This window comes from Micromonospora sp. RTBAU3-60 (genome assembly GCF_054963695.1).
The window spans coordinates 1-22,268 of the sequence record NZ_JBUEGB010000007.1; the positions used below are offsets into that span (position 1 = coordinate 1).

At 72.4% G+C, this 22,268-nt stretch carries 15 protein-coding genes and 1 pseudogene; 8 read left to right on the forward strand and 8 right to left on the reverse strand.

The window, feature by feature from the left end; translation table 11 throughout:
• Positions 1-1,120 precede the first annotated feature (1,120 nt).
• Positions 1,121-1,804: a response regulator transcription factor gene (locus tag ACY34I_RS09055; RefSeq protein ID WP_148793293.1), complete on the reverse strand. Its 684-nt coding sequence runs from the start codon at positions 1,802-1,804 to the stop codon at positions 1,121-1,123.
• 29 nt (positions 1,805-1,833) lie between these two features.
• Positions 1,834-3,117: a sensor histidine kinase gene (locus tag ACY34I_RS09060; protein ID WP_462754162.1), complete on the reverse strand. Its 1,284-nt coding sequence runs from the start codon at positions 3,115-3,117 to the stop codon at positions 1,834-1,836.
• A gap of 210 nt (positions 3,118-3,327) precedes the next feature.
• On the opposite strand from ACY34I_RS09060, the gene phoU reads away from it, so the two are divergent.
• Entirely contained in the window at positions 3,328-3,972 is a 645-nt protein-coding gene (phoU, locus tag ACY34I_RS09065; RefSeq protein WP_148793292.1) for a phosphate signaling complex protein PhoU, read from the forward strand.
• A gap of 61 nt (positions 3,973-4,033) precedes the next feature.
• Here the strand turns inward: phoU and ACY34I_RS09070 are convergent, their stop codons facing one another.
• The gene (locus ACY34I_RS09070; protein WP_148793291.1) at positions 4,034-4,801 is read right to left on the reverse strand and encodes a phosphoglyceromutase; all 768 of its coding nucleotides are present in this window, start codon (positions 4,799-4,801) and stop codon (positions 4,034-4,036) included.
• A 151-nt stretch (positions 4,802-4,952) separates the two neighbouring features.
• Between ACY34I_RS09070 and ACY34I_RS09075 the strand changes: the two genes are divergently transcribed.
• Together ACY34I_RS09075 and ACY34I_RS09080 are read left to right on the forward strand one after the other, a co-directional pair.
• On the forward strand, positions 4,953-6,275 hold the full coding sequence (locus ACY34I_RS09075; protein ID WP_462754163.1) for an MDR family MFS transporter: 1,323 nt from the start codon (positions 4,953-4,955) through the stop codon (positions 6,273-6,275).
• Between the two features lie 101 nt (positions 6,276-6,376).
• Positions 6,377-7,639: an MFS transporter gene (locus tag ACY34I_RS09080; RefSeq protein WP_462754164.1), complete on the forward strand. Its 1,263-nt coding sequence runs from the start codon at positions 6,377-6,379 to the stop codon at positions 7,637-7,639.
• 397 nt (positions 7,640-8,036) lie between these two features.
• Here the strand turns inward: ACY34I_RS09080 and ACY34I_RS09085 are convergent, their stop codons facing one another.
• From ACY34I_RS09085 to mshA, 3 genes are all read right to left on the reverse strand, one after another.
• Positions 8,037-8,912 (reverse strand): hypothetical protein, encoded by an 876-nt coding sequence (locus ACY34I_RS09085; protein WP_462754356.1) that lies wholly within the window; start codon positions 8,910-8,912, stop codon positions 8,037-8,039.
• 187 nt (positions 8,913-9,099) lie between these two features.
• Positions 9,100-9,633 carry a type III secretion system chaperone family protein gene (locus ACY34I_RS09090; RefSeq protein WP_462754165.1) on the reverse strand — a complete coding sequence of 178 codons (534 nt, stop codon included), beginning with the start codon at positions 9,631-9,633 and terminating at the stop codon, positions 9,100-9,102.
• 62 nt (positions 9,634-9,695) lie between these two features.
• Complete coding sequence (mshA, locus tag ACY34I_RS09095) at positions 9,696-11,060, reverse strand: D-inositol-3-phosphate glycosyltransferase (protein WP_462754166.1); 1,365 nt, start codon at positions 11,058-11,060, stop codon at positions 9,696-9,698.
• Between the two features lie 170 nt (positions 11,061-11,230).
• Between mshA and ACY34I_RS09100 the strand changes: the two genes are divergently transcribed.
• Entirely contained in the window at positions 11,231-11,995 is a 765-nt protein-coding gene (locus ACY34I_RS09100) for an SDR family NAD(P)-dependent oxidoreductase (RefSeq protein WP_462754167.1), read from the forward strand.
• Positions 11,995-12,780 (forward strand): class I SAM-dependent methyltransferase, encoded by a 786-nt coding sequence (locus tag ACY34I_RS09105; protein WP_462754168.1) that lies wholly within the window; start codon positions 11,995-11,997, stop codon positions 12,778-12,780. The genes ACY34I_RS09100 and ACY34I_RS09105 overlap by 1 nt, the downstream gene beginning before the upstream one ends.
• Before the next feature lie 122 nt (positions 12,781-12,902).
• On the opposite strand, the gene ACY34I_RS09110 is transcribed toward ACY34I_RS09105, so the two are convergent.
• Positions 12,903-13,994, reverse strand: coding sequence for a UDP-N-acetylmuramate dehydrogenase (locus tag ACY34I_RS09110; protein WP_462754169.1), 1,092 nt, complete (start codon positions 13,992-13,994; stop codon positions 12,903-12,905).
• 70 nt (positions 13,995-14,064) lie between these two features.
• On the opposite strand from ACY34I_RS09110, the gene ACY34I_RS09115 reads away from it, so the two are divergent.
• From ACY34I_RS09115 to ACY34I_RS09125, 3 genes and pseudogenes are all read left to right on the forward strand, one after another.
• On the forward strand, positions 14,065-14,820 hold the full coding sequence (locus ACY34I_RS09115; protein WP_462754170.1) for a maleylpyruvate isomerase family mycothiol-dependent enzyme: 756 nt from the start codon (positions 14,065-14,067) through the stop codon (positions 14,818-14,820).
• A gap of 388 nt (positions 14,821-15,208) precedes the next feature.
• Positions 15,209-15,389 (forward strand): annotated as a pseudogene (locus tag ACY34I_RS09120) (family 1 glycosylhydrolase); the annotation flags it as partial.
• 22 nt (positions 15,390-15,411) lie between these two features.
• On the forward strand, positions 15,412-16,419 hold the full coding sequence (locus tag ACY34I_RS09125) for a LacI family DNA-binding transcriptional regulator (RefSeq protein WP_148793281.1): 1,008 nt from the start codon (positions 15,412-15,414) through the stop codon (positions 16,417-16,419).
• A 64-nt stretch (positions 16,420-16,483) separates the two neighbouring features.
• Here ACY34I_RS09125 and ACY34I_RS09130 read toward each other — a convergent pair whose 3' ends face one another.
• Positions 16,484-22,135: a ThuA domain-containing protein gene (locus ACY34I_RS09130; protein WP_462754171.1), complete on the reverse strand. Its 5,652-nt coding sequence runs from the start codon at positions 22,133-22,135 to the stop codon at positions 16,484-16,486.
• Positions 22,136-22,268: the final 133 nt, after the last annotated feature.

The window sequence follows — 22,268 nt, forward strand, 5'->3', positions numbered from 1 at the left end:
TGTTCATCACCAAAGCTCCATTCGGGGGTTGGCGTACACACCGACGGGGGGGGTGTCGGCTACCTGTGCGCAAGCACCGTCAGGCGCTCAAAAGAGGGGAAAGTCTTCGAACCGGCTAGCTCGCGGGGCGAGAAAGGGGGATCGCCTCTTCGCGGCGCCGGGACCATATCCAACGACCGACGGCCCACCAACATTCCGGGCCCGGCCACCCCACCGGGGTGCCTCGATCGCGTGGCTCATGTGCAACGACCGACGACCCGCCATCATTCCGGGCCCAGCCACCCCGCCTCACCGGGGAGCCTCGATCGCGTGGCACATATGCAACCACCGGCGGCCCACCGACATTCCGGGCCGGCCACCCCCTGCGGGGGCTCGATCGTGTGGTTCATGTGCAACGACCGGCGGCCTGCCATCATTCCGGAACCGCGCCGGCGCCCCAGATCTCCGTGGGGCCGACCCCGGCAGCCCCGGCTCCAAGGGGCCTTCCTCGGCCGTGCACCCGCGTTCGACGACCCCCGGCCGCCCACCATTCCGGCCCCAGGATGCCGCCGGCCACATCCACAAACCGGACATCACCTGCCAGAACGCCCGGACGGAGGGGCCAGCCCTCCGAAGATCCACACAAGGTCGCGTAAACGGCGGTATCCGACAGCCGCCGATACCGCCACATCCCGTATATGGAGTCGATCAAGGACCGGCGGCACCGGCCCGGGCTGCGCCGGTGCCGGCCACCGGACCGGTCGACGCTCTGGCCAGAGCCGCTTCGCTGGCACGCACGGGGCAAAACTCCACGGAAGGGGCCCTCGGGCCGCTGGGAAGACCACACCTTCCCCGCAGGGCGCTCCGGGCGGACGGCCACCGCGCTCCGCGCAGACGCGCACTGAGGCCGTGAGGCAAGTGCGACACCCCGCACACGACGGGCGAACCACGCAGGCCGGACAGCCGGGCGGTGAAGGCGCACGACGCGGGTGTGGCCCGCCGTGACCGGCGGAGGGATCAAGCCTGACCGCCCGGAGCCGGGCACGGCGGGCCACACCCCAGCACCGCAACCGATCAGACGGGCCACACCCGAAACCGCAACCGCAAGCGGACAGCGGCCCCGAGCCGGGACCAGAAGTGATCAGGGCTCGAACTTGTAGCCCAGGCCCCGGACCGTGACGATGTAGCGCGGCGCCGACGGCTCCGGCTCGATCTTGGAGCGCAGCCGCTTGACGTGCACGTCCAGCGTCTTGGTGTCGCCCACGTAGTCGGCGCCCCAGACCCGGTCGATCAGCTGCCCCCGGGTGAGCACCCGGCCGGCGTTGCGCAGCAGCAGCTCCAGCAGCTCGAACTCCTTGAGCGGCAGCTGCACGGCGCCGCCGTCCACGGTCACCACGTGCCGCTCGATGTCCATCCGGACCGGGCCGGCGGCCAGCGTCGGGGCACCCGACTCGGTCGCCTCCGCGCTCTGCCGGCGCAGCACCGCCCGGATCCGGGCCACCAGCTCGCGCGGCGAGTACGGCTTGGTCACGTAGTCGTCGGCCCCGATCTCCAGGCCGACCACCTTGTCGATCTCACTGTCCCGGGCGGTGACCATGATGATGGGGACGTGCGAGCGCTGGCGGAGCTGCCGGCAGACCTCGGTGCCCGACATCTCCGGCAGCATCAGGTCGAGCAGCACGATGTCGGCGCCGGTCCGGTCGAACTCGGTGAGGGCGGAGGTGCCCGTCGCGGCGACGGAGACCTCGAAGCCCTCCTTGCGCAGCATGTAGGACAGGGCGTCGGAGAACGATTCCTCGTCCTCGACCACCAGTACGCGGCTCAACGGGGTGTTTCCTTTCCTGTCGGTCAGGCCTACCGGAGTTCGGCCGGGCCGGCCTCGATCCCAGCGGAGGAGAGTGTCGCCTCCAGGTCGTCCGGGGGTCGTGCGGGCAGCCGGAGGGTGAACGTCGACCCTCCACCAAGAGTGCTCGACACGTCCACCCGACCGCCATGGTTGCTGGCGATGTGCTTGACGATGGCCAGACCCAGGCCGGTGCCACCGGTGGCCCGGGAGCGCGCCTGGTCGGCCCGGTAGAACCGCTCGAAGATCCGGTCGACCTCGTTCGGGGCGATGCCGATGCCCTGGTCGGCCACGGCGATCTCGACGTGCTCGTCGGTGGCCCGCGCGGTCACCCGGACCGTGGTGTCCTCGCCCGAGTAGTTGATCGCGTTCTCCACCAGGTTCGCCACCGCGGTGGCGAGCTGGCTGTCGCTACCGTACACGGTCAGGCCGCGCTGGCCATCGACGACGATTTCCACGTGGCGGGCGGTGGCCCCGGTCCGGGTCCGGTCGATCACCTCGGCGATCACCCAGTCCACGGAGACCGGCTCGGGTGCGGGTTGCGGCTCGGCGCCCTGGAGCCGGGTCAGCTCCAGCAGTTCCTGGACGAGCCGGCCCAGCCGGGTCGACTCGTGCTGGATCCGCTCGGCGAACCGCCGGGCGGCGACCATGTCCTCGGAGAGGTCGGCCGCGCCCTCACCGGCCGGCTCGGTGGCGTCGACCAGCGCCTCGGCGAGGAGCTGAAGCGCCCCGATCGGGGTCTTCAGCTCGTGGCTGACGTTGGCCACGAAGTCCCGCCGGACCCGGGCCAGCCGGTGCGACTCGGTGACGTCGGCCGCCTCGACCGAGATGTAGCCGGCGCCCAGCCCCATCGCGCGCAGGTGCACGCCGAGCGGGTTGTCCCCGGCGCTGTCGCGGCCGCGCGGCAGGTCCAGCTCGATCTCGCGGCGCACGCCGGTGCGGCGGACCTGCCCGGCGAGGGTACGGATCAGCGGGTGCGCCACCATGCTGCCGGGCGTCCCACCGGTACGCAGCAGGCCCATCGCCCGCGCCGCCGGGTTCACCAGCACCGGCTGGTCGTCCGGGTCGAGCACCACCACGCCGGCGCGGAGCGAGTCGATCGTCTTCCGGCCGAGCCCGGCGAGCCCGCCCTGCTGATCGTCCGGAATCGCGGGCCTCCCTGTAAGCCGACGGGAGCCCTCGCTCCCCGATGACACCGCTCGCCGCCACTGCCCGACGGGTCCGGACAGCAGCAGCCCGGCGATCAGTCCGATCACCAGAGCCACGGCCACCGCGACCGCCACCGCCCAATCCACCCGGCGATCGTAGGGTCAATGTTCACCTGACGACCGGGCAGAACGGGACGAACCACGCTCACTTCCGGGAAAGTTCACTCACGGGCCCCGCGTCGTTCACCCGCGTTCACCTTGGCGCCGACACCCCCGGCCTACGGTGGGTCGCGCACCTGCTCACGCCGTTCGCGGCCGATCCCGGCCGCCGGCGGCCACCGACCTCAGGAAGTGACGATGCGCGACGAGTTCCGGGCCGACCTGCAGATTGTCAGCCAGCTGCTGGTGGACATGGCGGAGGGGGTGCGTGCCGCCCTGCGCCAGGCCACCAGGGGCCTGCTCACCGCCGACCGCGCGGCCTCGGAGACCGTGGTCGCGCGGGACGCCGAGATCGACGACCTCTACCGGCACGTGGAGGAGCGGGTCTGCGACCTGCTGGCCCGGCAGGCGCCGGTCGCCTCCGACCTGCGGGCGATGATCACGGCCCTGCACGTGGCGGCCGACCTGGAGCGGATGGGTGACCTGGCCGACCACGTGGCCAAGACGGCGCTGCGCCGGCACCCCTCCCCTGCGGTGCCGGCCGAGCTGCGTCCGGTCTTCACCGACATGGCCGCCATCGCCGACCGGATGGCCGAGAAGATCGCCTCGGTGCTGGCCAAGCCCGACGCCGCGCTCGCCGCCGAGCTGGACAGCGACGACGACGCCATGGACGACCTGCACAAGAGCCTCTTCGGCGTGCTGCTCGGCGACGACTGGCCGTACGGGGTGGAGACCGCGATCGACGCCACCCTGCTGGGCCGCTTCTACGAGCGGTTCGCCGACCACGCGGTGAACGTGGGCGAGCACGTGGTCTACCTGATCACCGGCGAGGCCGCCGCCTGACCGCGCAGGAGGGGCCCCTTGGCAACGCCGAGGCGTTCACAAGGTGCCCCTCCTTACCAGCTCAGCGGCCCTGGTTGGCGACGGCGGCCGCGGCCGCCCTGGCCGCCTCCGGGTCCAGGTACGTCCCGCCCAGCGTCTGCGGGCGCAGCTGCGGGTCGAGGTCGTAGCGCAGCGGGATGCCGGTCGGGATGTTCAGCTTGGCGATCGCCTCGTCGGAGATCTGGTCGAGGTGCTTGACCAGGGCCCGCAGCGAGTTGCCGTGCGCCGCGACCAGCACCGTCCGGCCGGCCAGGATGTCCGGCACGATCGAGTCGTACCAGTAGGGCAGCATCCGGTCGACGACGTCCTTCAGGCACTCCGTCCGCGGCATCAGCTCGGTCGGCAGCAGCGCGTACCGGGGGTCGCCGACCTGGGACCACTGGTCGTTGTCGTCGATCGGCGGCGGCGGCGTGTCGTACGACCGGCGCCAGAGCATGAACTGCTCCTCGCCGTACTCGTCCAGGGTCTGCTTCTTGTTCTTGCCCTGGAGGGCGCCGTAGTGCCGCTCGTTGAGCCGCCACGACCGGCGCACCGCGATCCAGTGCCGCTCGGCGACGTCCAGCGCCAGCTCGGCGGTGCGGATCGCGCGACGCAGCACGCTCGTGTGCACCACGTCCGGCAGCAGGCCGTGCTCGCGGAGCAGCTCGCCACCGCGCCGCGCCTCGCTCTCCCCCTTGGCCGTCAGGTCGACGTCGACCCAGCCGGTGAAGAGGTTCTTGGCGTTCCAGTCGCTCTCGCCGTGCCGCAGCAGGACCAGCGTCCCGACGGTGGGCCCCTCGCTCGCAGTCATGCGGATCATCCTGCCGTACGTCGTCGGCGGACACGCGGGGACCGGTCGTGACGACCACCACGTGGAAAAGCTGATGACCGGCGTTCCCGGGCGAGACTAGGTTGTAAGGCGCGGGGGATTCATCGGTCATTACCAAAACGGGGGCGTCAGGATGCGGACGGTACGCGGCTGGTTCCGGGACACCACGGGCGGGCTGCCGAGGTCCTTCTGGTACCTCTGGACCGGCACGCTGATCAACCGGCTCGGCTCGTTCGTCCTGGTCTTCCTGGCCATCTACCTCACCAAGGAGCGCGGCTTCTCGGCCTCGCAGGCCGGCCTGGTGATCGGCCTCTGGGGCGTCGGCGGCGCGGTCGGCACCACGATCGGCGGCACCCTCACCGACCGGTGGGGCCGCCGCCCCACGCTGCTCACCGCGCACCTCGGCGCGGCCGTCATGATGCTCGCGCTCGGCCTGGCCCGGCCACTCTGGGCGGTGGCCCTGGGCGCGCTGCTGCTGGGCCTGTTCGCCGAGGCGGCCCGCCCGGCGTTCGGCGCCATGATGGTCGACGTGGTGCCGGAGAAGGACCGGCTGCGCGCCTTCTCGCTGAACTACTGGGCGATCAACCTCGGCTTCGCCTGCGCCGCGGTGCTCGCCGGCGTCGCCGCCGAGGCCGGCTACCTGCTGCTCTTCCTGGTCGACGCGGCGACCACGGTGGTCACCGCGCTGATCATCTTCACCCGGGTCGGGGAGACCCGGTCGCCCGCGACCGGCCCGGTCGTCGCCAAGGGACCGGCGGTCCCCGCCGGTGCCCTGCGGACCATCCTCACCGACCGGGTCTTCCTCGGGTTCGTGGCGCTCAACCTGTTCTCCGCGCTGGTCTTCCTCCAGCACATCTCGATGCTGCCGATCGCGATGGGCGACTCGGGCCTGAGCCCCGCCACCTACGGCTCGGTGATCGCGCTCAACGGGGTGCTGATCGTGGTCGGCCAGCTCTTCGTACCCCGGCTGATCAAGGGCCGGAGCCGTTCGCACGTGCTGGCGCTCGCCGCGGTCGTGACGGGCTTCGGCTTCGGCCTCACCGCGTTCGCCGACGCGGTCTGGTTCTACGGCCTCACCGTGCTGATCTGGACGGTCGGCGAGATGCTCAACTCGCCGTCCAACGCCACGCTCATCGCCGAGCTCTCCCCCGCCGCGCTGCGCGGCCGCTACCAGGGCGTCTTCTCACTCTCCTGGCAGTTGGCCGGGGCCACCGCGCCGATCCTCGGCGGCCTGGTCCGGGAGCACTCGGGCAACTCCACGCTCTGGCTCGGCTGCGCGGCGATCGGCGTCGTGACGGCGGTGGCCCACCTGATCTCCGGCCCGGCTCGGGAACGGCGCGCGGTCCAGCTCCGGCCCCTCGCCACGCCGGTCCGGCCGGTCACCGTGGTCCGGCCGCCGGCGCCGGAGGTGGCCGAGGCCGCGGCCACCGCACCGGCCGAGCCGGTCCGTTCCTGAGGTACGCCCGTCCGGGTGGTGATCAGGGCCACGCTGGCGTGGTCGGACCCGGCTCCCTACGGTCTGAGGCGGACCGGTTAACAAACCTTCCTGGAGGACGGGTGCGCGGCCTGCGGCGCTGGTGGGACGACACGGCCGGCGGGCTCCCCGCCACCTTCTGGTACCTCTGGTCCGGCCTGCTGATCAACCGGGCCGGCGCCTTCGCGATGCTCTTCCTGTCGCTCTACCTGACCGCCGCACGAGGCGCCTCCGCGTCCCTCGCCGGGCTGGTGGTCGGGGCGTACGGGGCGGGCGGGGCGGGCGGGACGCTGCTGGGCGGGGTGCTGGCCGACCGCTGGGGCCGGCGGGCCACCCTGCTCGCCGCACACCTCGGCGCGGCCGCACTGATGGTGGGCCTGGCGTTCAGCCGGCAACTGGCGGTGATCGCCGTGCTCGCCGCGCTGGTCGGGGTGGTGCACTCGATGCCGGGTCCGGCCTTCGTGGCGGCCATCGTCGACGTGGTGCCCGAGGAACGCCGCTCGCGCGCGTTCAACCTCCAGTTCTGGGCGTTCAACCTCGGCATGGCGGTGGCCTCGCTGCTGGCCGGTCTGCTCGCCGAGGCGAGCTTCCTCGCGCTCTTCCTGGTCGACGCCGCCGCGACGCTGGCCGCGGCGGCCGTCATCGCGCTGAAGGTCCCCGAGACGCTGTCCCGCCGGGCGGCGACCCCTCGCGTCGTGGCGGGTCGGTCCCGGCGGCCGGGGCTGCACACCGCGCTGACCGATCGGACCTTCCTCGTCTTCGTCGGGCTGAGCTTCCTGCTGGCCGTGCTCACCATGCAGACCTCGACGATCATGCCGCTGGCCATGCGGGCCGACGGGCTGGGCCCCTCGGCGTACGGGCTGGTGGTGGCGGTCGGCGGCGCACTGATCGTGGCGGGGCAACTCTTCGTGCCCCGGCTGATCGAGCCGTACCGGAAGTCGACCGTGCTCGCCGCCTCCACCGGGCTGATGGCGCTCGGCTTCGGCGCGCTCGCCCTCGCCGATCACCTGCCGTTCTATCTGGGCGCGGCGGTGGTGTGGACCGTCGGGCAGATGCTCGCCGCACCCCCGAACGCGCAGATCAACGCGGATCTCGCGCCACCGGAGCTGCGGGCCCGCTACCAGTCGGTCTTCTACCTCACCTTCCCGGCGGCGTCCTTCGTGGCGCCCGCGTTGGGCGGCCTGAGCCTGCAGCACCTCGGCGAGCGGCACTGGCTCGTCGTGGGCGGGTTGGGCCTGGTCGCGGCGGTCGGTCACCTGCTCGCCGGGCCGCCTCGGGAACGCCGGGTCGCCGCGCTGCGGGCGGCGTCGGCGGACCGGACGGAAGCGCTGGTCGGGGGCCGCTGAGGCGGGTACGCGCGGCGTCCGGCCCAGGACGGCGTCGAGCGCCCACCTCGACCCCCGTCGAGGTGGACGCTCGCACCGTACGCCCGGCGGCGGCGGGCGACACTCACCCCCGTAAGCGTCGCCCGCTCGCGCCGCCGGTTCCACGGGTGGCACCGTCCCCCAACGATGTGCTCCACCCGATCCCTCGCGCCTCGCTTGCGCGGATCTGATCGATCCGCCGCTCCCCCGAACGATTACAAGCGTGGCGCGGTGCAATAAAGTTAGTTCGCCCGGATTCCGGATTCAACCCAGATTGCTGTCTTGCCCGTCACAACACCCGTGTCGGAAATCCGGCTGTCCCTTGCTCCGGGCCATGTGTTGACCAACAGCGGGTTCCCGCCAACCATTCCCGCAAACCTCAGGCGTCCTCCCGGTTGGGATTCTCGGTGCGGAAGAAGTTGCTCTGCCGGCCGTCCCGCATCTGCTCCTGGTAGATCAGGTTCAGGCCGCGCAGGTCGAAGGTCCGGAACCAGTCGTCCCAGGTGATCTCCCGGATCCGGCTGCTTTCCCGGTACCCCGGGATGTTGAACGTCAGCACGCCCGGCCGGCCTTCCCGCTCGGTGCCGGCGATGGTGGCCGGTTTGGCGCCCCGGTCCCGCGCCCAGCGCTGGATCACCTCGTGGTTGGCGGTCACCAGGCTCCGCCCGGGACGCTCCGGACGATCCTGCAGCGAGGTGATCTGCTGGGACGACCGCACCGAACGGGCTGAGGATCCGCCGGTCCGGACCGGCGTCGCCGCCGTACCCCCGGGAGAGGCCGCCGTCCGCCGACCCGCACCGGCGGTCGCCGTCGCGCCGCGCGCCCGGGACACCGCCGCCTTCTTCGCGGGGGCCGCCCGCTTCGCAGCAGGTGCCTTCTTCGCCGCGGCCTTCTTCGTGGGGGCCGCCCGCTTCGCGGCGGGCGCCTTCTTCGCCGCGGCTCGCTTCGCGGGGGCGGCCTTCCTCGCCGCGGCCCGCTTCGCGGGGGCGGCCTTCTTCGCCCGCGCACCGGTGACCTTCGCGGCGGGTACCGCCTTGGCCGCGGCGGTCCGCTTCGCCGGTGCCTTCTTGGCGGCCGCCTTCTTCGTGGCGGCGGCGCGCCCGGCCGGCCCGGTCGGCCTGCGTGCCGCGCCACCGCCTCGGCTCTCCGCCCGCAGGGTGTTCGCCAGCGTCTTCACCAGTTCCGGCTTGCGCAGGGCGGAGATCCCGGAGACCCCGCGTCGGCGAAGCTGGTTACGCAGGTCGTCGACCCGCATCCGGGAGATCTCGGATTCGGAGATCCGCGGTGTGTTCGGGGTCTTGTTGCCGGCTTGCCGCTTGGTCCTGGTCGCAGTCGTGCCGCGACCTGAGCTGATGCGCTGAGCCATGGGACACGCTCCTCGACAGTCCGTCCTCGGCCCGCGGTGGGTCCCAAGTGCCGCACCGCGCGGTGCGGCATACCCGTCATGACGGGTCCGAACCTCGGGTGGCCGGGCCGGAACTGGTCGACGGCGCGAAGAGGTGGGCGAACGCGGCCAGATTGGCGGTCGACTCGCCCCGCTTGACCCGCCATTCCCACTCCCGGCGGATCGCGGTGCCGAAGCCGATCTCCAGCATGCTGTCGAAGGACTCGTCCGCGTAGGTCAGGACGGCCCCGAGCAGCCGGTCCAGCTCGTCCTCGTCGAGCCCGGCCAGGTTGACCCGGCCGGTCAGGTAGACGTCGCCGACCGCGTCGATGGAGAAGGCCACCCCGTACATCCGGGCGTTGCGCTGGAGCAGCCAGGCCCAGAGCTCCTCGCGGCGCTCGTCCGGCTGGCGCATCACGAACGCCTCGATCCGCAGCGCGTGCTCGCCGACGATCAGGTTGCAGATCGTCTTGAGCTTGTGCGTCCCCGGCAGGGTGACCGCGTACGACGCCTCGCCGGTGGCCTCCCACTCCAGCTCGCGCTCGGCGCAGCCGGACTCGATCAGCGCGGCGACCTCACTCCTGCGGCTCACCGCACCCACTCTACGGGCGCGCCACGGACCCCACCCGCCGCCGGCCGGGCGGGCGGGACCGGTCACCAGGAGCAGGAGAGGGCCGGGTCGCCGGAGAGCTGCCCGGCCAGCCGGGCGCGGTGCTCGGCGATCGCCTCGCCGTACACGGCGAGCAGGCCGGAGACGGTGCGATGCCAGGAGAAGTTGCGGGCGTGACGCTGCGCGCCCCGGCCCAGAGCGGCGCGGCGCAGCCGGTCGGGGAGCAGCCGGGCCAGCGTACGGGCCCAGTCGACCGGGTCGTGGCCGTCGATGAGCACCCCGCTGACCCCGTCGCGAACGGCGGTGACCAGACCGCCCACGGCGGCGGCCAGGACGGGTGTGCCGCACGCCTGGGCCTCCAGCGCGACCAGGCCGAACGACTCGTTGTACGACGGCACCGCGACCAGGTCGGCGGCCCGGTAGAGGGCGGGCAGGTCGTCGCCGGTCTGCGGCGGCAGGAAACGCACCCGGTCGGCGACCCCGAGCGCGCCGGCCAGTTCGATCAGCGCGGTGGGCCGGTCGAGACCGCTGCCGCTGGGGCCACCGCAGATCACCACGGTCAGCTCGTCGACCAGCGCGGGCTCCCGCTCGCGCAGCGCGGCGACCGCCCGGACCAGCACGTCCGGTGCCTTGAGCGGCTGGATCCGGCCGACGAACGCCACCACGTACCCGGTGGTGGGCAGGCCGAGGCGGCGGCGGGCGGCGCGGGCGGCGGCGTCCCGGTCCCCGGCGACGGGCCGGAACCGGTCCAGGTCGACGCCGGGCTCCACGACGGCCACCCGGTCCGGCTCGGCGTCGTACCGGGAGAGCAGGTCGCGGGCCTCCACCCGGGTGTTGGCGACCAGCCGGTCGGCCTCGGCGACCACCTGCTCCTCGCCGATGAGCCGGGCCTTCGGCTCCGGCCGGTCCCCGGCGGCGAGCTGGGCGTTCTTGACCTTCGCCAGGGTGTGCGCGGTGTGCACCAGGGGCACGCCCCACCGCTCCTTGGCCAGCCAGCCGACCTGCCCGGAGAGCCAGTAGTGCGAGTGGATGAGGTCGTAGTGGCCCGGCGGGCGTGCCGCCTCGGCGCGGAGCACGCCGGCGGTGAAGGCGCAGAGCTGCCCGGGGAGCTCCTCTTTGGTCAGCCCCTCCAGCGGGCCGGCGGTGACGTGCCGGACGTGCACGCCGGGGGCCATCTCGACCACCGGCGGCAGGTCGCCGGAGGTGGCCCGGGTGAATATCTCCACCTCGACGTCGGCCTCGGCCAACCGTCGGGCGACCTCCAGGATGTAGACGTTCATGCCGCCCGCGTCGCCCGTGCCGGGCTGGTGCAGCGGCGAGGTGTGTACGGAGAGGGTGGCGATCCGGCGCGGCCGCGGCCACGGCAGGGCACCTCGCTGACGACCGACACCGGTGTGCAACTCCGCCACGTCCGCTCCCTCTGTCACGGTTGATGCCGTCCCGCACGCCCGGCGCTTTTCGGACAACGTCCTCGCCGGATGTCATCTTCCCGATCGGCGGGTGGTAATGCGCGGGGCGGTCCGCCGGCGTGACGGACCTCATCACCGCGTCGATGCCGGACGCGGGGGAGAATGCCGGGATGACCTCTGTCGCCATCGTCACCGGAGCGTCCAGCGGGATCGGCGCGGCCACCGCCCGCCGGCTGGCCGCCGAGGGTTTCCACGTGCTCGCCGCCGCGCGGCGTACCGACCGGCTGGCCGGCCTGGTCGCCGAGATCGAGGCGGCCGGCGGCGCGGCCACCGCGGTGGAGTGCGACGTCACCTCGGACGAGTCGGTGGCCGGCCTGGTCGCGGCGGCCGCCGCCGCGCCCGGTCCGGTGACCCTGCTGGTCAACAACGCCGGCGGGGCGCGCGGCCTGGACGCGGTGAAGTCCGGCTCGATCGGCGACTGGCAGTGGATGTACGACGTGAACGTGCTGGGCACGCTCCGGGTCACCCAGGCGCTGCTGCCCGCGCTGGAGGCGTCCGGCGCCGGCACCATCGTGATCGTCAGCTCCACCGCCGGGCGCGTCGTCTACGAGGGCGGCGGCGGCTACACCGCGGCCAAGCACGCCCAGACGGCGATCGCCGGCACCCTCCGGCTCGAGCTGTGCGGCCGCCCGGTGCGGGTGATCGAGATCGACCCGGGCATGGTGAAGACCGAGGAGTTCGGCCTGGTCCGGTTCGGCGGCGACGCCGAGCGGGCCGCCGCCGTCTACGCCGGGGTGGCGGAGCCGCTGGTCGCCGAGGACGTGGCCGACTGCGTCGCCTGGTGCGCCACCCGCCCGCAGCACGTCAACATCGACCAGTTGGTGGTCCGTCCGCTGGCCCAGGCCGCCCAGCACAAGGTGCACCGGACAGCCTGATGCGGCACCGGCCGCTCGGGGTGGTGACCCGGGGGACGACCAACCCGAACCGGCTCCGCCGGGTCGACAACTGGATCGTGGAGACCTGCGGCGAGGCGCTGCGCGCCGCCGCCGACCCGCTGGTGGTCGACCTGGGCTACGGCGCCACCCCGGTCACCGCCGTCGAGCTGCGGGCCCGACTCGCGGCCGGGGTCCGCGCCGACGTCCGGGTGGTCGGGCTGGAGATCGATCCGGTACGCGTGGCCGCCGCCCAGCCCGCCGCCGACCCGCCCGGGCTGACCTTCGCCCGGGGCGGCTTCGAGCTGGCTGGCCTTCGGCCCGCCCTGGTCCGGGCGTTCAACGTGCTGCGTCAGTACGACGAGAGCGAGGTGGCCGACGCCTGGCGGACGGTCGTCGAGCGGCTGGCCCCGGGCGGGCTCCTGGTCGAAGGGACCTGCGACGAGCTGGGCCGGCTGGGTAGTTGGGTGCTGCTCGACGCGGCCGGCCCACGCACCCTGACCCTGGCCGCGAAGCTGACCACCCTGGAGAGCCCGGCCCAGTTCGCCGAGCGGCTGCCCAAGGCGCTGATCCACCGCAACGTCCCCGGGGAACGGATCCACGACCTGATCGGCGCCTTGGACGAGGCCTGGCAGGCCGCCGCCGGCTACGCCCCCTTCGGCCCCCGCCAGCGCTGGCTCCGGACGGTAGCCGCGGTCGAAGAGGCGGGCTGGCCCGTCCTCGACCGCCCCCGCCGCTGGCGCCACGGCGAACTCACCGTCCCCTGGCCCACCATCTCCCCCACCTGACGGCCCCCTTCCTCTTCCCGCCCCCGCGGGCCGCGTTGATCATGAAGTTAGCGGTGCCCGGCGTCCGATTTGTCGCCGCTAACTTCATGATCGCCGAGGGCCGGCGACCCGGGTGGGTGGGGTCAGATGGTGCAGTTGATGAGGACGGGCTCGGGGTGGAGGGTGACGCCGAAGCGGTCGTGAACGCCGTCGCGGATCTCCCGGGCCAGCGCCACCAGGGCCGAGGTGCTGGCGGTGCCGCTGTGGTTGGTGAGCGCGAGGGTGTGCTTGCTGGAGATGGCCACCCCCTCCGGGCCGGAGTAACCCTTGCCGAAGCCGGCCTTGTCGATCAGCCAGGCGGCGCTGACCTTGACCACGTCCCCCGCGCCCGGCCAGGACGGCGGCTCGCCGAGGTCCGCGGCGCGCTCCCGGAACAGCTCGTACGCCTCGCGCTCCAGCACTGGATTGGTGAAGAACGAGCCCACCGACCAGGTGTCGGGGTCGTCCCCGTCCAGCACCATGCCCTTGCCGGCACGCAGCCGCAGCACGGTGGCCCGAGCGTCGGCCAGCGGCACCCGGTCGCCGACCTCGACGCCGAGCGCCCGGGCCAGTTCGGCGTAGCGCACCGGGCCGGAGAGCGGGGAGCGGGTCAGCCGGAAGTCGACCGAGAGCACCACCCAGCGGTCGCTGTACTTGAAGATGCTCCCCCGGTACACGAACCCGCAGTCGCCCGCCTCGATCCGTACCACCTCGCGGTGGGTGCGGTCGTACGCCTGGACGCCGGTGATGGTCTCGGCCACCTCCTGGCCGTACGCGCCGACGTTCTGGATGGGGGTGGCCCCGGCCGAGCCGGGGATGCCGGAGAGGCACTCCAGCCCGGACCAGCCCCGCCCGACGGTGGCGGCGACCAGGTCGTCCCAGGGCTCGCCGGCCTCGACCCGTACGGTGATCGTGTCGGCGTCCTCGGCGACCACCCGGAACCCCCGGGACCGGACAAGCACCACCGTGCCGGGGAAGCCCTGGTCGCCGATCACCACGTTGCTGCCGCCGGCGAGGATGAGGACCGGCTCGTCCCGTGCCTCCGCCTCCTGCACTTTTTGTACGATTTCCTCGGCGCTGCCGGCGGTCTCCAGCCGCCGAGCCGCGCCGCCGAGGCGAAGCGTGGTGTATCTCGCCAGGGTGGCCGGGTCGGTCGGGTCGGCTCCGGTCGTCGGTTCGGCGTAGACGTCTGACACGCCTTTCACCCTAGGCTGAGGGGTAGCCGCGGCACCCACTGGTGGCCCGGTCACCCCCGGGAGGATTGCGATGAGCAGACTGCACGGCACGAAGGACTTCTGGATCGGCGCATTGCGCACGGAGGGCCCCGCCTTCGCCGCCGCCGTCGCGGAGGCGCCGGCGGAGACTCCGGTGCTCTCCTGTCCCGGCTGGACGGTCTCCGACCTCGCTCACCACCTCTGCGGGGTCTACCGCTGGGCCCGCACGGTGGTGACCGCCGGGACCACCACCAGGCCGGTACGCGAGGAGGTGGCCCCGCCCGCCGACCTCACCCCGGCGCAGTGGTACCGCCAGGAGTTCGACCAGCTCATGCGTCTGCTCGAGGGGCTGGACCCGGAGGCGCCGGCGTGGAACTTCGCGCCACAGCCGAAGAAGGCGGGCTTCTGGCCGCGACGGGTTGCGCACGAGACGGCGGTGCACCGCTGGGACGCCCAGGTCGCCATCGCCGCCGGTGAGCCGATCGAGGCCAAGCTCGCGGCCGACGGGGTGAGCGAGGTGCTGGACACCTGGCTGCCGGCGGGCCGGCGGATCCAGCCCGGCCAGTGGCACGGCGTGGTGCAGGTGACCGCGACCGACGCCGCCCAGAACTGGTACCTGCGGCTGCGCGGCGAGGGGGTGGCGCTGCTGGACACCACCACCATCCTCGACCACGACGAGCACCATGCCCGGGCCCAGATCACCGGGACGGCGAGCGACCTGCTGCTGGCCCTGATGGGACGGATCAGCTTCGACGCCCTCGGCGTGGCCGGCGACCGCCGGCTGCTCGACGGGTTGCGGGTGGGCTGACCCCACCCGGGCGGCCCTCGGGCTCGCACAACAGCACGGCGGAGAGTGGCTTCCCGGCACGGGGAGGCCACTCTCCCCCGTTCGCCTGGGCGCCGAGCATCGGGCAACCGGTGTGACGGCGGGTAATCCTCACGTTGGGTCACCAATGCCGAACCTGCGTGACCTTGGGACCGCCCAAACCCTCCGCCGAACGACAGCAAATCGGACTTTTAGTCCAGCAGTACGGAGGCGCCGTAGTCGCTCCCTTCCGCCTTTGCTCTGCAGCCACCCACGCAGCGGACACGGAGCGTGGCTGCTGCGTGGGTGGCTGCAGAGCAAAGCGAGTGCGGGAGAAGGTACCTGCGCTCGTCGCCGTTACGCGCGGTGACGAGGTAGCGGCGATCGCGGCGTCGCCCGCGGGGTCGACCGGCGCGGGCTATCTCGTATGGTCGTCGTTGGACAACTTCGAACGGGTCGAGGGTTACCGCATGCGGTTCGGGATCGTCCACGTCGACCACCTGACCCGGCGGCGCACACCCAAGGAGAGCGCCCGCTGGCACCAGGAGGTGATCTCCCGGAACGGGCTGTGACGAGGTGGGGGGGGTAACGGGGATGACGACGGCGCAGCGCCCGACCCTGGAGGCGGTGGCCCGCCGGGCCGGCGTGTCCCGGGCCACGGTCTCCCGGGTGGTCAACGGCTCCACCACGGTCGCCGAGTCGATCCAGCGGGCCGTCCGCCAGGCCGTCGAGGAACTCGGGTACGTGCCGAACCTGGCCGCCCGCAGCCTGGTCACCCAGCGGACCGACTCGATCGCGCTGGTGCTGCCCGAGGCGGCGACCCGGGTCTTCTCCGACGACCAGGTCTTCCCGGGCATCATCCGCGGGGCGGCACAGGAGTTGGAGGCGGCGGACAAGCAGCTCGTGCTCATGCTGGCCGGCTCGCCGGCCGGGCACGAACGGGTCGAGCGGTACACCACCGGCCGGCACGTGGACGGCGTGCTCTTCGCCTCGCTGCACGGCGCGGACCCGCTGCCCGGCAAGCTGGCCCGGCTCGGTATCCCGGTGGTGTGCAGCGGCCGGCCCCTGGACGGCGCCGAGGTGCCGTACGTCGACATCGACCACGTCGGCGGGGTCGCCCGGGCGGTGCGCCACCTGATCGAGGGGGGCCGGCGGCGGATCGCCACCATCGCCGGGCCCCAGGACATGGTCGCCGGCATCGAGCGGCTGGTCGGCTACCGGGAGACCGTCGCCGCGGCCGGGCTGCCCGAGCTGGTCGCGTTCGGCGACTTCACCCGGGAGTCCGGCACCGCGGCGATGCGGCAACTGCTCGCCGAGCACCCGGACCTGGACGCGGTGTTCGCCGCGTCCGACCTTATGGCGCACGCCGCCCTGCGGACCCTGCGGGAGGCGGGGCGACGGGTGCCGGACGACGTGGCGGTGGTCGGCTTCGACGACATCGAGACGGCGGCGTACACCGAACCGCCGCTGACCACGATCCGGCAGCCGATAGTGGAGCTGGGCCGGGCGATGACCCGGCAACTGCTCCGGATCGCGGCGGGCGGGACGGTCGAGCAGGCGCTGATGCTGCCGACCGAGCTCGTCGTCCGCGACTCCGCGTAGCCGAGAACCACCGGACAGGGCCGGGGGTGTGCCACCCCCGGCCCTGGCCGCCTCGCAAACCCTCCTACTTCCCGGACAACCGCCCGATCATCACGTCCGCGTCGCGGACCAGGACGGCGCGCACCTCGGCGTTCGGTACGACCTTCGGGTCACCCGCCAGGTCCCGGAACGGCCGGAGCTCCCGCACCGCCTGCTTGTTGAGCCCCTTGGCCGCGAACTTGCCGGCCTGGTCCAACGGTTTGTGCAGCTGGCTGGCACTCTCGGCAGAGAGCCAGCCGGTGGCCCGGAACCGGTCCACCAGGTTGCCCATGTCCTCGATCGAGGTCGTCACGGTGAAGGTGATCGACCGGGTCGACCGGTTGCCCGCCTCGTCGGTCGCCACCACCGCCAGGGTGTGCTCGCCGAGCGACAGCCCGTAGAGCGGCAGCAGGGTGTTGTCGAGGATCGGCTTCCCGTCGAGCGTGCCGACCAGCGACGCCACCCCCGACGTGCCGTCCGTCGCCGAGTAGGTGATCCGTACGTCCTGGCTGTCGCCGTACGTGGCACCGGCCGCCACCCCGGAGAGGAGGACCGCCGGGGCCGTACCGTCGATCTTCAGCACGGCGGACTTCACGTCCTCGACGTTGCCCGCTCGGTCCGTCGCCCGGTACCGGAGGGTGTGGTTGCCGTCGCCGCGCACCTCCACCGAGTCGCTGTACGGCGTCCAGGCACCCCCGTCGAGCGAGTACTCGATCTTGCCCACTCCGGAGGTCTGGTCGGCGGCCGTGATGGTGACCGGCACAGCTCCGTTGTGCCACCCCGCGTCGCCGGGCGGGGCGAACGTGGCGGCGGAGACCGGCGCGGTCCCGTCGAGCTTGACCACCAGCTGCCGCGCCTCCTCGGCGTTGCCCGCGAGGTCCACCGAGCGGTACTCGACGGTGTGCTCGCCGTCGCCGGACACCGGGATCGGCCCGGTGTACGCGGTCCACCCACCGCCGCTCCGGTACTCGGTCCGCGCCACGCCGCTGTCGCCGTCGGTGGCGTTCAGGGTCACCGTGACGTCGGAGCGGAACCAGCCGGCGGCGCCGTCCGGGTCCGCCGGGGAGGTCGTCGCCCGGGTGGTGGGCGCGACGGTGTCGGCCGGCAGCTCCTGGAGCCGGATGTTGCGGAAGTAGACGTCGTCACCGTCACCGTGGTTCTGGATACCGACGTAGCTGGGCTGCTGCATCCGGGCCGGGTCGGTGTTGACGTACTGGTTGATCTTCACGCCGTTCAGGAAGATCACGATGCTCTGGCCCCGGACGACGATCTCGTACGAGTTCCACTGCCCCGGGGGCTTGAGTGCGGCGTCCCGGGCGGCCAGGTCGGCCGACTGGAAGTTGTAGATCGCCCCGGTCGTCTTCTCCGGCACGTCCGTGGCGTCGATCTGGATCTCGTGCCCCTGGTTGACCGCCGACCACGGGTCGTTGCCCGGGTTCGGGAACCCGACGAAGACCCCGGAGTTGTCGTCCCCGGCCAGCTTCCAGTCCAGCTTCAGGCGGTAGTCCCGGAAGCTCTGGTCGTACCAGTGCAGGCCCAGGCCGCCGTAGGACAGCAGGGTGCAGTCGGCGGCGTGCAGGAAGCCGCCCGGCCCGGCCTGCTTCCACTTCGCCAGGCTCGCCGCGGTGCCGTCGAAGAGGCTGGTGTAGCCGGCCTCCGGGGCGGTCGGCGTGCAGGCGTGCTGCGGCGCGTCGTCGAGCCGGAAGAAGTCGAACGACGCCGGGTTGCCGGTGCCATTGAAGGCGGCGACACCCACCTTCGGGTTCGGCACCGCGGCCAGGTTCCGCGGCCGGCCGACGGTCGTCCACTGCTCGCCGTCGGTCGAGTACGCCGCCGTCAGGGTCCGCCCGTCGCTGGTGACCTTCATCCACACCGTGTGCGGGAAGTCCACGGCCAGGTTGGGCGAACGGTCGACGGCGCCGCCGTCGATCGGCGATCCGCCCTGCTGCTGGATGAACTCGAAGTTGCGTACGCCGCTGTCGGTCCGGATGAACGAGAACTTGACGAAGTTCGGGTCGTCGCCGTGGACGATGAGGCCCGCCTGCTCCCACGTGTCCGTGTGGTCGATGGTCAGCTTCGTCACGGCCTGCCACGACCCGTCCGGGGCGTCCTGGAGCAGGATGTTCTTCGCGTCCGTGGCGCCGCCGTACATGTCACCCGGGAGGGCGTCGACCTGCAGCGACCCGTTGACGAGCCGGTAGTGCGCGGAGTCCTCGCGCAGCACCGTCCACCGGCACCGGTCGATGACCTCGCCGGTGAACTCGTCGTCCGGGTTCACCTCGGCGGACGGGTCTGCGCAGGGCGGTGCCACCCGGTAAGTGTTCACCGTGACGGTGGCCGACGCGGCCAGCCCGGACGGATCCCGCACGGTGACCTTGGCGGTGTGGATGCCGGCCCTGGTGTAGGTGTGCGTCGGGTTCTGCTCGGTCGACGTCGCGCCGTCACCGAACTCCCAGGCGTAGCTGAGCGGGTCCCCGTCCCGGTCCGCGCCGGTGGCGGTGAAGTGGACGGTCGCCGGGACCTCCGCCTGGGTGACGTCAGCCGACGCGCTCACCTCCGGCCGGGTGCTCGACGCCACGCCCTTGCCGTGGAAGGTGAACTGGTCGACGTCGAACAGCCCGCCGCCGGAGCCCTTGAACACCAGGTAGAGCCGGTGGGTGCCGCCAGGGTCGGTGACCGGGACGACCGGGCTGTCGACGTAGTTGTCCCAGCCGCCGGTGTTCGCCACGGCCAGGCTGGCGACCAGAGGCCCGTCGGGCCGGTCCGTCCGGAATTCGAGGGTGCCGCCTCCGCCGCCGGAGGAGAACCGGGCCTGGACACCGGTGATCCCGGTCAGGTTGTACGTGTCGAACGCGATCCAGTCGCCGTTGTCGATGTATCCGACGCGCTTCCCGCCGTGCGCGCCGCCCGCGTCGACGACCTGGATCCCGTTGGCCTCGGTGAAGTGCTCACTCTGCCGGACCCGCGGCTGGAGAACCAGCCGGGTCTGCCCGGTGAGCGGCGGAACGCCGGCCGCACCCTGGTCGGTGTAGGTCGCGGCGAGCACGCCGTAGAGGTTGGCGTCGGCGCTGTGGCCGTCCTCGGCGACGGTGTCGAGCACCCCCTCGCAGGCGTGCGTCTGGACCAGCCCGTGGCTGTGCGTGTCGTGGCCGAGGGCGTAGTCGATCTGCACGGTCCCGCAGTCGATCTCGCCGTCCTCGGGATCGGTGACGGTCGCCTTGAACGGCACCCGGTCACCGAACTGGAACACGCCACCGGCGGGCGGGTTGGTGAACTCGACGCGCGGCGCCGTGTTGCCGACCGTGATCTGCACGGTCGCCGTCCCGGTCGTACCGGCCTGGTCGGTCAGGGTGAGCCGGGCGGTGAACTGCCCCTTGGTGGGGTAGGTGAACGTGGGGTCCGGCTCGGTCGAGTCGACCGTGCCGTCGTCGGTGAAGTCCCAGGCGTAGGTGAACGAGTCGCCGGGGTCGGGGTCCCGGGATCCGGCGGAGGAGAAGGCCACGGTGAGCGGGGCCGCGCCGGAGGTCGGGTTGGCGCTCACCGCCGGGATCGGGGCGCGCTTGCCCTTGACGTAGTCGATCCGGTAGACGGCCGAGTCCGGCGCGCCGCCGAAGTAGCCACTGCCGTAGTCGAGGACGTAGAGGGAGCCGTCGGGGCCGAACTCGATGTCCATCGGCCGCACCACCTGCTCGGGGAACGGGTTGATGCTCTGCAGCTGGCCGGCGTCGTCCAGGACGATGTTCTTGATCCAGCCACGTCCCCAGTCGGCCGCGAAGAACGTGCCGTCGAAGTACGCCGGGAACTTGGTGTCCGACCTCAGGTCCGGGTCGTACCGGTAGACCGGGCCGCCCATCGGCGACTCGCTGCCGTCGCCGAACTCCGGCACCGAGGCGCCGTCGTACGTGATCCACGCCGGTTGCGCGGCGGGCAGGTCCTGCTTGCCGGTGTTGTGCGGCGAGGTGTTGCGCGGGGCGGCGCAGTCGAACTTCGGGCCGGAGGTCCCGGTCGCGAAGTCGTAGTCGTTGTACGCGACGTTCGGGCCGACGCAGTACGGCCAGCCGAAGTTGCCGGGGCCGCGGATCTGGTTGAACTCCACCATCCCGGCGGGGCCGCGGTTGGGGTCGGCGGCGCCGGCATCCGGGCCGTACTCGCCGAGGTAGAGCCAGCCGGTCTCCGGGTCGACGGTGAAGCGGAACGGGTTACGGAAGCCCATCGCGTAGATCTCGGGGCGGGTGCCGGCGGTGCCGGCCGGGAAGAGGTTCCCCTCCGGCGACTGGTAGCTGCCGTCGGCGGCCACCTTGATCCGTAGCACCTTGCCCCGCAGGTCGTTCGGGTTGGCCGACGAGCGCTGCGCGTCGTACGCGGGGTTGCGGCTGGGCCGCTCGTCGATCGGGTTGTAGCCGCTGGAGGCGAACGGGTTGGAGTCGTCGCCGGTGGAGAGGTAGAGGTTGCCCGCCGCGTCGAAGGCGATGTCGCCGCCGGCGTGGCAGCAGATGCCCCGGTTGGCCGGCACCTCGAGGATCTCCTGCTCGCTGGCCAGGTCGAGGGTGCCGCCGGTGAGTTTGAACCGGGACAGCCGGTTCACCCCGTCGAAGCGGGCGAAGTCCGCGCTGGTGCCGTCGTTCGGCGCGTCCCCCTCCGGGGTGTCCAGCGGGGGTGCGTAGTAGAGGTAGATCCAGCCGTTGCTGGCGAAGCCGGGGTCCACCCCGATGCCCTGCAACCCGTCCTCGTCGTGGTTGTAGACCGGGAGCCGGCCGGCGAGGCTGGTCACGCCCTCCGGGGTGGTGAGGAAGACGCGGCCGTCGCGGGAGGTGTGCAGCACCCGCCGGTCGGGCAGCACCGCGAGGTTCATGGGTTCGCCGGTGGTGTCCGCGCCCTTGGCGAGGGTCACCTGGGCGAAGTTGTCGTCGACGGTCGCCCCGCAGTCCGCCGGCAGCACGCCGGCCGCCGTCTGGATCCCGCCGAGCAGGTGCCGCAGGAACTCCGGTTCGGCGTACGAGGCGTCGGTGTGGCCGCCGCCGGTGTACCAGGATCGCCCCCCGTCGTACTGCTGGCACCAGGCGATCGGGTGGCTCGTGCCCATCGCGCCCGATCCCGCGCCGTACGTCCGCTCGTCGAGGGCCGCGAGCACGTGCACCTTGCCGCGCGGGTCGGTGCGGTAGTTGTACCACTCGTCGGTGCGGACCCACCGGTCCGGCAGGGACTCGGTGGACGGGTGCACGTGGTCGTCCACCTTGACCGTGGCCTGCTGGATGGCCGGGTGGCTGTTGAAGTACGCGCCCACGAGCTTGCCGTACCACGGCCACTCGTACTCGGTGTCCGAGGCGGCGTGCACGCCGGCGTAGCCGCCGCCCTGGCGGATGTACCGCTCGAAGGCCGCCTGCTGGTCGGCGTCGAGCACGTCGCCGGTGGTGGAGAGCCAGACCACGACGTCGTAGCGGGCCAGGTTCGCGTCGGTGAACGCCCCGGCGTCCTCGGTCGCGTCGACCGTGAAGTTGTTGTCCTGGCCGAGCTTCTGGATCGCCGCGATCCCGGCGGGGATCGAACCGTGCCGGAATCCCGCGGTTTTCGAGAAGACCAGGGCCCGGAAGCCCGGTTCGGCCGCCGCGGCCGGCGTGGCGAAGCTTCCGGATATCGGCAGCGCCAGCAGCGCACCGAGCGCTGCCGACAGCAGACGGCGTAACGGCTTGCGGGACACGGCGCCTCCTCATCCGATCGACCAGCTTCTACGGGACCTTAACGGCCGCGAAACACAAAGGACAGATGCTGGAGACGAAACTTCTGACGATGAGGGCACGACTTTTTGCATTTACAGGCGAAAGTGGCGGCAT

Excerpts from the sequence above, each read along its gene's own strand:
- ACY34I_RS09100 (WP_462754167.1), top strand. The coding sequence starts at position 11,231 with ATGACCTCTGTCGCCATCGTCACCGGAGCGTCCAGCGGGATCGGCGCG.
- ACY34I_RS09070 (WP_148793291.1), bottom strand. The coding sequence starts at position 4,801 with ATGACTGCGAGCGAGGGGCCCACCGTCGGGACGCTGGTCCTGCTGCGG.
- phoU (WP_148793292.1), top strand. The coding sequence starts at position 3,328 with ATGCGCGACGAGTTCCGGGCCGACCTGCAGATTGTCAGCCAGCTGCTG.
- ACY34I_RS09125 (WP_148793281.1), top strand. The coding sequence starts at position 15,412 with ATGACGACGGCGCAGCGCCCGACCCTGGAGGCGGTGGCCCGCCGGGCC.
- ACY34I_RS09085 (WP_462754356.1), bottom strand. The coding sequence starts at position 8,912 with ATGCGGGTCGACGACCTGCGTAACCAGCTTCGCCGACGCGGGGTCTCC.
- ACY34I_RS09115 (WP_462754170.1), top strand. The coding sequence starts at position 14,065 with ATGAGCAGACTGCACGGCACGAAGGACTTCTGGATCGGCGCATTGCGC.
- ACY34I_RS09075 (WP_462754163.1), top strand. The coding sequence starts at position 4,953 with ATGCGGACGGTACGCGGCTGGTTCCGGGACACCACGGGCGGGCTGCCG.
- ACY34I_RS09105 (WP_462754168.1), top strand. The coding sequence starts at position 11,995 with ATGCGGCACCGGCCGCTCGGGGTGGTGACCCGGGGGACGACCAACCCG.